Origin of the sequence: Pseudomonas anatoliensis (genome assembly GCF_017976235.1) — a bacterium.
GTDB classification, from domain to species: domain Bacteria; phylum Pseudomonadota; class Gammaproteobacteria; order Pseudomonadales; family Pseudomonadaceae; genus Aquipseudomonas; species Aquipseudomonas anatoliensis.
The window spans coordinates 200,060-213,798 of sequence record NZ_JACVHC010000005.1; the positions used below are offsets into that span (position 1 = coordinate 200,060).

The 13,739-nt window shown below is 54.7% G+C and carries 8 protein-coding genes and 1 pseudogene; 2 read left to right on the forward strand and 7 right to left on the reverse strand.

The window, feature by feature from the left end; translation table 11 throughout:
• Nucleotides 1-4: 4 nt before the first annotated feature.
• The 7 genes and pseudogenes from ICA16_RS17820 to orn all read right to left on the reverse strand — a co-directional run bounded on the left by ICA16_RS17820 (nucleotide 5) and on the right by orn (nucleotide 12,244).
• Nucleotides 5-4,789 (reverse strand): RHS repeat domain-containing protein, encoded by a 4,785-nt coding sequence (locus tag ICA16_RS17820; RefSeq protein WP_210701161.1) that lies wholly within the window; start codon nucleotides 4,787-4,789, stop codon nucleotides 5-7.
• A gap of 80 nt (nucleotides 4,790-4,869) precedes the next feature.
• Nucleotides 4,870-5,865, reverse strand: a complete 996-nt coding sequence (locus tag ICA16_RS17825; RefSeq protein WP_210701162.1) for a hypothetical protein — start codon at nucleotides 5,863-5,865, stop codon at nucleotides 4,870-4,872.
• Between the two features lie 339 nt (nucleotides 5,866-6,204).
• The gene (locus ICA16_RS17830; RefSeq protein WP_210701163.1) at nucleotides 6,205-8,658 is read right to left on the reverse strand and encodes a leucine-rich repeat domain-containing protein; all 2,454 of its coding nucleotides are present in this window, start codon (nucleotides 8,656-8,658) and stop codon (nucleotides 6,205-6,207) included.
• An 808-nt stretch (nucleotides 8,659-9,466) separates the two neighbouring features.
• A pseudogene (locus ICA16_RS28215) lies at nucleotides 9,467-9,614 on the reverse strand (trimeric intracellular cation channel family protein); the annotation flags it as partial.
• A gap of 181 nt (nucleotides 9,615-9,795) precedes the next feature.
• Nucleotides 9,796-10,827 carry an alkaline phosphatase family protein gene (locus tag ICA16_RS17835; protein WP_210554262.1) on the reverse strand — a complete coding sequence of 344 codons (1,032 nt, stop codon included), beginning with the start codon at nucleotides 10,825-10,827 and terminating at the stop codon, nucleotides 9,796-9,798.
• A gap of 180 nt (nucleotides 10,828-11,007) precedes the next feature.
• On the reverse strand, nucleotides 11,008-11,619 hold the full coding sequence (locus tag ICA16_RS17840) for a trimeric intracellular cation channel family protein (RefSeq protein ID WP_150602643.1): 612 nt from the start codon (nucleotides 11,617-11,619) through the stop codon (nucleotides 11,008-11,010).
• 82 nt (nucleotides 11,620-11,701) lie between these two features.
• Entirely contained in the window at nucleotides 11,702-12,244 is a 543-nt protein-coding gene (orn, locus tag ICA16_RS17845; protein WP_150618010.1) for an oligoribonuclease, read from the reverse strand.
• Between the two features lie 107 nt (nucleotides 12,245-12,351).
• On the opposite strand from orn, the gene rsgA reads away from it, so the two are divergent.
• Nucleotides 12,352-13,383 (forward strand): small ribosomal subunit biogenesis GTPase RsgA, encoded by a 1,032-nt coding sequence (gene rsgA / locus ICA16_RS17850; RefSeq protein ID WP_150602645.1) that lies wholly within the window; start codon nucleotides 12,352-12,354, stop codon nucleotides 13,381-13,383.
• A gap of 212 nt (nucleotides 13,384-13,595) precedes the next feature.
• Complete coding sequence (locus tag ICA16_RS17855) at nucleotides 13,596-13,739, forward strand: hypothetical protein (RefSeq protein WP_191626423.1); 144 nt, start codon at nucleotides 13,596-13,598, stop codon at nucleotides 13,737-13,739.

Genomic DNA, 13,739 nt, shown 5'->3' on the forward strand with positions numbered 1-13,739 from the left:
GTACTCAGGCCGTAGGAATGCGCATTGTATCCATATCGTAAGCAGATTCTATCAGTGCATTCGTCTGCCCCGGGGACAAATGCTCGCCCGCGTGCAAGACTTTGCAAACTCTCTGATTACTGTCCTCTAGAAGGTAAATACGCTCCCCACGTCCGGCCGTCTTCGCCATATAAACATGCGATACACTTCTTCCATTGCCGAGTGGTCTCATTTCCCCGTACAGCATCCCATTTAGGTTGGCCGCTTGGCGGGGGGAGTTATTGCCTTCAATGAGCCTGTAGAAATCATAAGCCTTTCTGCTATTACATGGATTTTGGAAAGTGTGTCGCGTGGGCCTGATTAATTGCCAAGGTTCATCCGACTCTTCCACCACGGGCGCCTTGGCTTTTTTGGCCGCTGCCTTGGCCCCTTTTCCTTTGACGAAACCTCGGGCCATCTCTTGGCCTGCTTTTTGGCCTCCTCTGCCACTCAACCCCGGCTTAAAGGCCCCAGCAAGTCTCCTGCCAGCATTAATGGCCGCTTTGGCACCAGCCGCCAGGCCTGTACCGAGCGAAGCCAATCCAAGACCAAAGCTGATCCACCCCAATATCTCGCCTGCTTGAGAACCCGGTGCCAATTCATTGAGCACCTCGCTGGCTATACCCGCCAGTCCAGACGCAACCGCCAACCCCATTGACGCCACTGCCCATGGCGTCGCCGCGCCCATCGTCAATACGCTGGCAACAACCCCGAGAATACTGAGCCCGATTCCCAGGACTGATTGCCAGGAGATATGCCCGGTTGGGTCGACACGATTGACAGGGTCGCCCAAGCAATAGCTATAGGTATTCAATCCGCCCGCGCCGAACGGACTCATGCTGTCGGGGGCGAGAAAACGCATCAGTGTCGGACTATAGGCCCTGTAACCATTCCCCAGCAGATACAGCCCGGTAACCGGATCGAGCTGCTCGCCGTTGAACCCCGCGAGGCTGAACAATCCGCCTTCGGCAGGACGGTGCCCATAAGGGCTGTAGGCGCAATCGGTGAGCTGTTCCTTGCCCAGCGTTGCCAGCACGCTTTGCTGCTGATCGGTGCCAAATAGCTGGGCGCCGGCGTTCAAACCTAGCTGCTGTTGCCCCACAAGCGCTCCACCGTGACGTACAACACTGTATGAATTTTCACCACTCACCTCATTGGCGACCCGGCCTGCGTAGTAGTAACGCTGCGCAGTTGCCTTTTCGGGTTGCGACAGTTCAACCAGATCGTCGAAACCGTCGTAATGGTAGCCACGAATGACTGATCCCCCAGCGCCGGACAATTGCTCTAGACGTCCGAATGCGTCATAGGCCAGCGTTCGCGCCTGGTCGTCCTTGATCATCCTGCCGTTGGCGTCGTACTCCAGCGTCACTGCCGACGGATAATCGACATGGGAATGCTTGACTGCGCTGAGCTGTACAGGATCAGGATTGTCATAACTGAAGGTGGTCAGATTCACGCCCAGCGGGAACTTCGTCTGCACAGTTAGGATGTTGTCCAGCGCGTCGAAAGTGAACGTCTGCTGGACAATTTCCTTGCCATACGGATCGCGGGGCTTTTGGGTGCCGGCACAGTCGTACTTGATCAGACGCCCGCGCACATCGTATGTGAATTGCTCATCAAGCAAAATTTGCGTGCCACGCCTGGAAACCTTCTGCGCCAGTTTGCCAGCAAGCGTATAAGTCGATTCCAGCGTCTGGTCAGGCTGACCCTGAATCTCGAATGTACGGCGGGTTTCACGACCGATATCGTCGTAGACAAACCGGGTGACCATTTGACGCTTGATTGACGTTTCTTCGGTTTTCGTCCAGTCCAGCTTCCCCGTCCGGGTGTTGTAGTGGAACTCGGTTTTCAGCGAGCCCTGCGAAGTGGAGAGCAGGCGGCCGTGCTCATCGTATTCGGATCTGCTTTCGGCTCCGAGCACATCGACATGGGTGATCGTTCGCCCCTGCAGGGAATAGGTACTGGACGTGGCTTTCGTGATAGCGCCGAAGGTCGTCGTTTCGGATTTGAGGCGTCCGGAAGGGTAATAGGTAAAGCTGCGTTCCTTGCCGTTTTCAGTACAGGTCAAGGAATTGCCACTGACGGGGTCGTAAGTCATGGTCGTGACTAATGCACCTGCCTTGCGCTCCGTCAGCAAACCGCCCAGATCGCGCAAATAAGTGAATTCGGTTTTTTTGCCATCAGCACTCTTGTGCCACTGTGGCTGAGTGAAGCCCGCTTCATAACCAGCCTCGGACTTTCGTCCGCCCACGGTACTTTGTATTAAACGACTCAAACCGTCATAAGTTTGCTGCCCCAACACTTTGTCATCAACCTTGATGCCGATCGGCAGACCTTCATCGCTATGCTCGGCATAGTCGGTCACGACCGCGCTGGCATCGGGCAGGACAGTGCGGATCATCCGGTCAAAAACGTCGTACTCATATCGAGTCGTATTGCCGACGGGATCTGTCTGGCTGGTTGTGCGCCCGAAGCCGTCATAGGTATAAACGGTTTTGCCGAGGCTCTTGCTCTTCAGGTTGAAGTGCTCGACGCTCAGCGGTTTACCAAAGTCGTTGACTTCAGTCACCGTCTTGCCCATTCCCTCGAGCCAGTTCGTTTGCTGGCGAAGGACCGGATCAGCCACGCTGTGTTCGATGCGCCCATCGGCATGCAGCGTCTTGCTGACCTGGCCCCAGCTATCGTATTCGTAGCAGGTAATGACCGGACAAGGCTTGCCATCGCGCCAATCGGTCAGCGTCGATTTGACTTTATGACCCGCCGAATCATGCATGGCTGAATATAGGGTGCGGGACTGGATAAGACCGTCCTTGTCGGGATGGTCGCAGTCCTTTTCCTGAACGGTGATTACCCGCTCCAGGCCGTCATAAGTCACTCTTTGCTCACCACCTGCCGCATCCGTGGTCACCATCGTGGCCGGCTGCTGTTTACTGGCGGCCAGATAGGCCCACTGGGTAGAGGCCGCGTAGGGGGTGCCGGGGGCAACCGTTTTGCATACGGCTCGGCCGATCGCATCGTATTCATGTTCGATGCGCGTGCCATCGACACCGACCTCTGCCAACAGTAAGCCCGTCTGCGTCGAGAGCACTTTTTCACTGGTCTGCTGCGAACCATCAAACCCGCGTGTGCTGGACTTCACCCGAAGACGATTGCCCTCAAGCTCATAGGAAAATTCCGTACAGATCTTTTTATAGTTTCGGGTGACGCTTTGCGCTTTCGTCGCCCCGTGCTTGAACGGATCCTTTGGCGTATCGAGGTAACTGCGTTCGGTTTTCGATAGCAGGACCTCTACCCCCTCCACGAACTCGAAATCACGTTCCTCGACCGGCAAGACGGAGGCCAGCTCCTCACCTTCCAGGGCGGGATGCAGCGCATAGTCGTAGTACGTGACAGTCGAGGCCTCACCCGCTGCTGCAGCGGTGACCGTCCTCTTTCTCTGGAACCTGGCGAAACCCAGCGGATCCTCTGGGCAGTTGTCCCCACCGCTTGCCGGATAAAACTCCGTGACAGTCGTCACCCCACTCGGCTCAACGCACTTAAGCAGGTTGCCTTCGCCGTCGAACTCGGTGACGGTGATTTCCTTGCGCGCTTGCTTGGTGCGTCGATCGAGATAGGTCACCGTCTGAACTTTCGGCATGCGGAACTGAGCCGGCTGCTCGTTGAACGGCTTGGCGACCGAACAATGATATTCAGTAGTGGTTTCGATCTGAGCATCGCCACACGTCGTAACTTCTTCGACCAGCAAATGAAATTTGTTGTAGGTGCGGTTGATGCGCGTATGTGCCTTACCGCTCACAACCAACTTCTCCTCAGAGGTGTAGACGTAGGTGCCAGATGCCCGGTAGAGAGGATCTCCGTCATCGCCCCTGGCCGGAACCAGACCATGCCCGAGAAAGTTACGGTCGGAGTAGGTGTACGTCTTGCACAGCCTGGGTTGGCCACGACCAGGGTAGATATCGTGAGCGATAACAAACGGTAGTGTCTGTTCCACCTCATTGATGAAGCGGTGACCTTGCCGCTTGTAACGAATGATTTCTATGCCATGCAATGGATTGACGACTTTGCGCAGATAACTGGCTCCATCAATGACTTCATAATCGAGGTCCCAACCTTTGCCGACCGGCAGTTCGATTGACGTCACCCGCCCATTTTTCAGGATCAATTTGTAATTGAAACTGGACGAGGTATCCGGATGCCGGGTCAATGTCACCTGACCCTCCTTGCGTGTAATGTTCAGCAGGCATCCCTTGGTGTCGCTGATCTCGGTCAGCATGGGAAACTCATTGAACGCCTTATGCTTGAGCGTGACGCTCACACCGTTCGCCGCGATTATTTTTTCCGCTACCGCGACCTGAGTGCCAGCCAGAACCTTGAGCAGTTCACGCCGACCATCCTTGTATCGAACTTCATAGCGCCCTGCTCCGGCCACCAACACCTTGGCCGTTTGCAGTTTCATTTCCTTGAACTTCAGCCCGGCAGGCGTTTCGACAGCCTTGTAACGCTCACCGTTGGACAGTGTCATGACTTTGCTGCGCAAGTCGTAATTTGTCGTGATCAGCGACCAGCCAACTCCGAAACCGGCATCCGTCTGATTAAGCGGATTGAAGCCCAGTGAAATTGCAAGGTCAGGGCCATTGAGATCCGCCGAGTGTAACGTGCCCAAGGAAAAGGCGCAGGTGTACATACCCGTACGCGGATCAACGCCTCCAGTAACGAACTCACCGAAGTTGAAAGCATTTGAGTGAACAGGGGAATTTGAATTATTAGTCATGAAACAACGCCTTGCATTCAATTTATTCAGATACGGCCTACAACAGCAGGCCAGCGAACTGTGTGCTGGCCTGGCCGGACTTAACGAGACCAGAACTGTTGCATCGGTCGCTTTGACTTAACCAGAATAAAAGTACGCTGCTCTTTGTCGCCTTCGAGACACAGCCGATGTTCCGTACCAAACTCATCAAATACCGAGAACTCGAATCCGTTTTTGTTTTCGCCGCCCTCTTGAGAATCAGCGGAAATATACTGAATGAGCGTCAATCGCCCTGCTACTTTGTTCACAGGCACCGTCATATAACCAAGGCGAGGGCTGCGAAACGTTGCGCTGCGCTTATACATCGGCGCCATATAGCCATAAAAACACCGCCGATTATCCTCAGTATCGGGAATATTTCCGGACACATACACTTGCACCGCAGTATCGGAATCGTAATACGCAAGCCTTACTTCGCTACTGTACCAATCCAGGAGGGAAATCTGCCTGCCCTCCGCGTGCAGGGCAATATGATAAGTCTGGATCCAGTCGTAACGATCACGCCGCTCCTGGTCTCCGTATTTGCTCACCGAGAAGTCACTCAGCGAATACTCTTTCGGTGGAATCGCCTCCAGCGTAACGCTGCTGTCAAAACCAAGTCCGTTGCTTCTCAATACCTCTTCGTTCATGACGATTTCGGCGGCAACCTCCATGATTCCGGTCTTGGTGGCGGAAACCCAGAACTCAAAAATCTGCACCGGATCCAAATTGCTGCTTATTCGGTTATCGGTAACCTTAGCAACCTCTGTGAGATGCGATACTCCACCCGACATTTCGTGGTTATACCGATTTTCCTGAACGGATACTTGCCAATCCCCGTCCAGAGCTCGAGCACCGTTATAGGCAATCAAGCGCAGTGTCTGCAACGCGGGATGACCATACAGTGAAGCGCCGTCGCCATTGTTATCGATCCCGTGTAGAAGTACCAACACCCGCACCTGCATGCGCCCATTGGCATAAAGCACTTTATGCTGGCCTGACCTTGTGGAGTCGAGTTTTACCTCGATACGGGAAATACCAATTTGCTCATCAAACATCTAACAATACCTTGCTGATTAATAGATTCCGCCCTCTAAGGACTCAGCAAACTATGGAGAATCGACTTGAATAAAAACAGCCGCGACATTCGACAAATTGTGAGGGAGTAATATTTTAACATCACCATCAACAACCCACACAAATGCTTATACATTCAAAAATCGTAGATCACATGAAGCGGACTTTAACAACACTCTTCCTGCCCCCATGATTCCAGCACTCAATGACCTTCTCCCCTCCTGACCTCAACTCAACAGAATCAAAAGGGGAGCCACCGGGCAGTTTATTCTTGTCAGGTTATCTCAGGAAAACAAAGGAGCCGTTACTTTCACCAATATTCAGTCGCTTCCTGACGCAGTCGAGATCCCGCTTTCTGAAGACTCACTATCGGAGTCAGACTCTAAAACTTCCCCCTCCGTCTGGATTTCCACCTTACGGTCCATACTGGAATTTTCAAGATACTGTTCAATCCGCTGTCTCGACGTATCACTTAGTGGGTTATGCACTAAACCAACGAATAGATCCTGTGTATCCGGAATATCAAACAACTCATACCCCACGTCGGAAATATTATTATTATGTAATGCCACAAGCTCTAGCTCCTTGAGCGCACCTATGCCTGAAGGGACACTGGAAAGATTTGCGTTGCTCAGCATCAACTCGCTCAAACCTGCCATGTAGCCTATATGCGGAGCGACTGTAAGAGGGTTGTTTGCCAGGTTCAACAAGGTGAGCGTTTCGATTCTGGACACCCCCTCAGCCGTGACTTCAGACAGTTTTAGAGCGCACCCGTCCAGTGTAAGTTCGCTTAACTGGCGCATTTGAAAAATTCCTGACGGGAACTCTTCCATTTTTATGCCAACTACCCCTAAAAATTGAATATTGGGAAAGCAATCAAGAAACGTGCCTATACGGACGTCCGGGTTTTTTACGGTCAATATCAACTCTGTTACATACTCAAATCTGGCGGACAATCTCGGTAATTCACCCGAAAAATCGACATAGTAAGAAAAATGATAGTCTCCCTCCCCCCATTGCGAAACCGACTTGCGCTGCCAGATATCTTGCAGCATTGCGCTGAACTGTTGGCGAGCCTGGCGTTGTTCGGCGAGTGTCAGCACATTCCCTTGGCCCGTCGAGGACGATTCAGCGGGCACCTCGGCACTCCAGACCGCCAAATCGCTGCGCAGTGTCGCGAACTCCTTTTCCAGCCGCGTCAACACACTGGAAAGCTGGCCGCCGCGGGACATGAATTTGGCCACCTCGTCCTCCGATAACGCCGGATAAAGTTCACGCAGGCGCTGTACATCTGAAGTAGAGGGGGCGGGGTCAATATCACCACCGCCGCGCAGCGATCCCCTATCGCGCGGCACCAGGCCTTGACCATGCGTATCGATCGGGGTCGGTGGCAACCCGAGCGCCTCGCTGATACGTTGTCGTGATGGTAGAGGCTGCGTCCGGATTCGTCGCTGCAGCAACTTGCCCTCATCGGCAGACAAACCGAAGGCTTGACGCTGCGCAGGCTGCAAGGTCAACAGGAGTGCCGAATACACATCGCGCGCCCGCTGCGATTTGAGTGCGGCGCCATTTTCGATGACATAACCGTCGTCAGTGCGCACCAGAATGCGAGTTTTCTCAACTTCGGATTTTCCGACAGCGGCCAACAATTTGCCTCCCCTATCGTAGTGGCGAATCTCTATCGCCATGTCTCGCGGCCATTGGGACAAGTCGGCAATCATCAGTAGCGCCACGCTGTCGCTGTCCAGACTGGAGGCTGCCGGCAGGTAAATGCCCTCACATGCCCTCGCGATCCTGATCTCTCGCCACAGCAGCAAGGCGTCATTCATCATGGGGTCGGACATGCTCTGGTTACCTTGCACCCGCAATCGCTCGGAGGCACTCGCGTTACGCCAGATTTCCATAGCCGCAGTCTTCGGCAGGTTCGGAAAAACCCGGCGTATCTGCAGGGTGGTTTCGTTACAGTCCAGTTCGAACGCTTCTTCTCGAGCTTTGAATAGCTGCTCTGGCGCGTGCCGAGCCCAACGGGCCATTAGTTTGCGTAAACGGCCAACCCGTGAGTCCAGCGGCGTTAAACCGGATTGCGCGCTTGCCGTTGGTGCCAGCAGTTTTTCGAGCAATGCAGCATCCAGCGTCCTGACAACACAGGGGAGTAAGTCACCCCTGAACAGAGGGGTGCTTGCAACATCAACGCCATTGGCTTTCAGCAGCAATAACTGCAACTGAGGATCGGCCTTGACGTATACCGAGGGGTCGTCGCTCTCCAGATGGGTGACCAACTGCCGGATCTGCTGATCAAGCTTGAAGCGCCTGACCGTGTCTTCCAGCAGCGCAGGCGGGCGACGGGATCGGGCGTAGAGGCGATGCAGCAAATCATCATCGATACCACTCACTGCGAGAATGCGGGCGACGGTGGCATCGGAGAACATCGCGACTGACTGACCTAACCGTCGGAATAGCTGCGCGACCTGCCATTGCGCGGGGCGCTCGACAGCCTGGCCCCACGCGCCGGTGACAGTCTCCATCCTTGGTTGCTCCACGCAACGCCAGAATCCGCTGACGGGATCACGCTGAAGCCACGGCCCCGAGGGCGTTCGTTCAATCGACAGTGTTGCGCGCAGGTGGCCACTGGCGGGATCGCGAACCACTTGCACAAAGTGCTCATGGTCTACGGCCACGTATTGGCGCCGCTTGAACAGCAATGTTCCATCGGCCTCGGTATTCGGTATCCACGACGGTACCGGCGTATAAAACTCCTCCAGAGATCGGGCCATCGATACCGCGGCGCCGCTTGGCGAGTCAGGTTTGTGGGGATAAGGACTGACTTTGATGGCGGCAGTGGCAACGATTGGAGAAACATGTATCGGGCTGCCTGTGTGGGTTAGCACAGAGCTCGTAACTAAAGGGTGAGCTATCGGAGGGAGAAAAGTTTCGACGCGTAATGGTGGGTCAGGCGGCTGGATCCGTTTGCGAGAAACGGAGGGAACGGGTGCCAGTGGGGTTTTTGGCGTTTTGCCAACCATGGGATTTCATCCTTGAAATGTGGTTGCGAAGACCCTGTATTTCTACAGGGTCTTCGCATGACAGACATTCAAATACTGCGTATCGCAAATACTTGATGAGCGAAATTCAGTTTAGTGGCATGCCTTTTGTAAAGCGGCATACATGTCTACCACATTCACCGCAAATTGAATGTTTCGGCGTTCAACCTCGTTCAAGATGGAAATAGCACTCTACCGAATCCGTGTTAATCGCCCCTGTGGATACAAACCAAGATAAAAGTTATAGATACGATTACCCGACTCCTCATTTCTCCGTCGGATGCTCCCCCAGCGGAACTGCTCCAACGCGTAGCCTTGTGGCGGCTGCGCCTCCACGGTCACGCTGCGGTCATGGACGCCTCTGAAACATGTTTATTTTGATAATCGATATTGAGACAACCGACTAAACAAATAACACAACCGTCAAAAGATCGGTAAAGCGGAAAACGCAAGAAACATCCATACACTTATGATCACCAAAGACCGACAAGTTAATTACCCGCGCGCAAACAGCAACTGCAAAACATTTCAACACTGTTCTTTACAAAAAACTCGGCATTTTCCAATGAAAACGAATGGCCAGCAGACGCAACAAAAATTCGCACACAGGTAATCAGAATGGCTCGCTCACCCGGCACATTCAAATACAGACACAGGATGTAGCAGCACGCGGCGGCAAAATCCACGCTGATTACGTGCGTTAGCACAGAGTTCAGAACTGTTGGCGTGTGGTTGCGAAGACTCCGTATTCCTACAGAGTCAACGCATGACAGACATACAAATTCTGCATATCGCAATACTTGACGAGCGAAAATTCAGTTTATCGGACTGCCTGCTTTAGTGCGGTACGCAAATTGAATGAGGCGGCACTCAACCTCGTTCAAGATAGAAATTGCGCGCTGCGAAATCGGTGCGAATCGCCAGTTTATGCTCCGTACCATGTTGATCAATGGCGCGAAACCGAAAGACTTTGTCACTTTTGAATTCAGGTGCAATCCTCGAATATTCGGAGAGAGCCTGCACAAACGTCAGTTCTCCATCTCGGTCATTTACCCTCACACTGTAAAGTTTCGAATCCCGCGTAATCGCATCACGGAAAAATGTAAAAGCAGTCGCGTCTCCGTTGTAGGGCAATGACAGTTGCACATGCGTAGCTGTTGGCCGAGCCAAAATACCGCTGAGATAATTCGTCGCGTATTCGTAAAGTTTATTAGCTGAAACAAACTTATAATTTTCTTCAGCCACTGCTCCATCGGCAATCCAGTCAACCAGTTTGATTTGCTGCCCGTTTGGATATAAACCAAGATAATAGTTAAAGATACGATTACGCGGCTCCTCATTTCCCCGGCGGGTCATATGCCAGCGGAACTGTTCCATCGCGTAGGCTTGTGGTGGTTGCGCCTCCAGCGTCACGCTGCTGTCATGAACACCGCCGAGCGCAGTTCCATTGGTGGTGATCGTCTGGCCTTGGAGGGAAAGGCGCGCGGCGATCTGGGTCGTCCCGGCACCCGACGACGACACCCAGAACGTGCGAACCTGGTGATGTAGAACGTCATCCTCCGCATCGTCATCGCCCCCACCCACGGTCGTGACCGCTGGTGCTTCCAGCGTGAATCGCCCTTGCTCGGCGCTTGCGGCCCAGCCAGCGCGCAGGGTTTTGCCGGTGGTGTAATGGATAAGCTCAATGCTATCCATGACTACGGCAGGCACATGTACTGGAGTTCCATTACTATCAACTCCGGTGACCAGAACCTGCACTTTTACCTGCATACGCCCATTGCCGAATAGAGTCTTGCTGCGGGTAGCGTCACTCGCATCAAACTTTACCTTGAAGCTGGAAATACCATCGAGAACTACCGACATGGCTTCCGCGGTCCGTGCTACGCCTAATTCTACATCCATGATGCAACTCCTTTGAATTCATGCTTGTTTCGATAATCGATACTGAGATAACCGATCAAAAAAATAACACGACCTTCAAAAGAGCGACAAACCTAAAAATGTAAGAAACATGCACACACTTATAATCGCCGACTATCGACTAGTTAGTCATCCGTTTACAAATAGCGACCACAGCAAATTTCAATGTTCGTCGTTATATACAAACTTGGGCATCTCCCAATGAAAACGGATCGCCAACAAGCGCAATAGAAAACCACCGAACAGTGTGATCAGTATTGCCTGCTCACTCGGCAAGTTCAGATACAGACACAGCATGTAGCACCACGCTGCGGCAAATGACACGCTGGCGTAAAGTTCGCGACGGAAGATCAGCGGAATATCATTGCAGAAGATATCGCGCAATATGCCACCGAACACTCCGGTAATTACACCGCTGACAGACGCCACCAGCATACCGTGGCCCATTTCCAGGGCGGTCATGCAGCCGATCAGGGTGAATGCCACCAGACCGACCGCATCGAGCACCAGAAACAGCGAGCGCAGGTGACGCATCCAGCGGGCGGTGAACACGGTGAACATCGCCGCCACTGATGTCAGCACCAGATACTCCGGGTGCTTGACCCACGTAAGCGGGTAATGCCCAAGCAGCACGTCGCGCACCGAACCGCCGCCCAATGCCGTGACGCAGGCGATCAGCACCACGCCGAACCAGTCCATGCCACGACGCCCGGCAGACAGGGCGCCAGTCATGGCTTCAGCGGTGATGGCGACGAGGTAGAGCATCAGCAACATGGTGGCGATCCTTGCAGGAAGGCGCGCAGTCTACTGACTTCGCCATGGCACCAAAAGAGGGCGATAGCGAAGTTCGCCAATCTCAGAACTTGATGAAATGCTTGCGGTAGTGCTGCAGCTCGGCAATCGATTCGCGGATATCGTCCAGCGCAAGGTGCGTGCTGCCCTTCTTGAAGCTGTCACGTACGTCCGGCGCCCAGCGCGCGGCCAGTTCCTTGAGGGTCGACACGTCGAGGTTGCGGTAGTGGAAGTAGCTTTCCAGCGCCTTCATGTGGTTATAAAGGAAGCGACGATCCTGGCAGATGCTGTTGCCACAGATCGGCGATTTGCCCTTCGGCACCCACTTTTCGAGGAAGGCGATGGTTTCGGCTTCGGCTTCGGCCATGCTGACGCGGCTGTCGCGTACGCGCTGGGTCAGGCCGGAGTTGCCGTGGGTGCGGGTGTTCCACTCATCCATGCGCGCGAGGACTTCGTCGCTGTGGTGAATGGCGATCACCGGCCCTTCGGCGAGAGTGTTGAGGTCGCTGTCAGTGACGATAGTGGCCATTTCGATGATGACGTCGTTATCCGGATCCAGACCGGTCATTTCCAGGTCGATCCAGATCAAATTCTGCGGGTTTTGCATATTTCGGCTCCTAGGCAATGCTGCGCAGTTTAGCCTAGGCCGGTGGCCGGGCGTGCTAAACTCGCGGCCGTTTTACCTAATCGCTGCATTCTTCAGACGGAACACCCATGGCCAAACGCCAACTCAATCGACGTCAAAACTGGCGCATCGAAAAAATTCAGGGCGAGCGCGCCGCACGCGCCGCCAAACGCGAGTCCTCGGCTGTCGAGGCCCTGGAGGGCGGCGACCTGGGCCCGGAACAGACCGGCCTGGTGATTGCACACTTCGGTGTGCAGGTCGAAGTCGAGGCCAAGGACGGCGAACTCGCCGGCCAGGTATTCCGCTGCCACTTGCGCGCCAACCTGCCGGCGCTGGTGACCGGCGATACCGTCGTCTGGCGTGCCGGTAACCAGGGCATCGGTGTGATCGTCGCGCAACTGCCGCGTACCACCGAGCTGTGCCGCCCGGACAGCCGTGGCCAGCTCAAACCGGTCGCCGCCAACGTTGACATGATCGTCATCGTTTTCGCCCCGCTGCCCGAGCCGCATGCCAACCTGATCGACCGCTACCTGGTCGCGGCTGAACACGCCGGTATCCGGCCGCTGTTGCTGCTGAACAAATTCGACCTGATCGACGAGCAGAACGCCCCGGCGCTGAACGCGCTGCTGGCGGTTTACCGCACGCTCGGCTATCCGGTGCTGGAAGTTTCCGCGCACCACGGCAACGGCATGGAACAACTGCAACAGCAGCTCGACGGGCGCATCAGCGTGTTCGTCGGCCAGTCCGGCGTTGGCAAGTCGTCGCTGGTCAACAGCTTGCTGCCCGAGGTTGAAACCCGCGTCGGGCCGTTGTCCGAGCTGTCTGGCCAGGGCACGCACACGACGACCACCGCGCGGCTGTTCCACTTCCCTGGCGGCGGTGAACTGATCGACTCCCCGGGTATCCGCGAATTCGGCCTCGGCCACGTCAGCCGCGCCGACGTCGAAGCCGGCTTCATCGAGTTCAACGACTTGCTCGGCACCTGCCGCTTCCGCGACTGCAAGCACGATCGCGAACCGGGTTGCGCACTGCTCAAGGCCCTGGAAGATGGCCGCGTGCAGCAGCAACGGATGAACAGCTATCGCTCGATCATCGCCAGTCTGCCTGAAAACGGCTATTAAACAGCTAACCCGGCAGCACCTGTCTCAGGTGCTGCCGGTTGTCGGATCGTCCCCTACAAATCCCCTGTTTTTTTAAACATCAGATTTTTCTGTAAGGCCTGCGCACGCCTGCTTGCAGGACATTTCTCTTTTGCCGCGCACATCTTGTAGGCATTTCCCAGATGCCTACATTCGGTTCCTCCTTCGCACGTTCGCGACCTCCGAGGAACCCCATGCAAACCTACCATCTGTTCATCAGCCACTCGTGGAACCACTCCCACGGCCATGACAATCTGGTGCGCAACGCCGCACATGCCGAGTGCGCGTGGAACACCAACAGCATTGTCAGCGCGATTCGCCTGCACACGGCGGTGTAA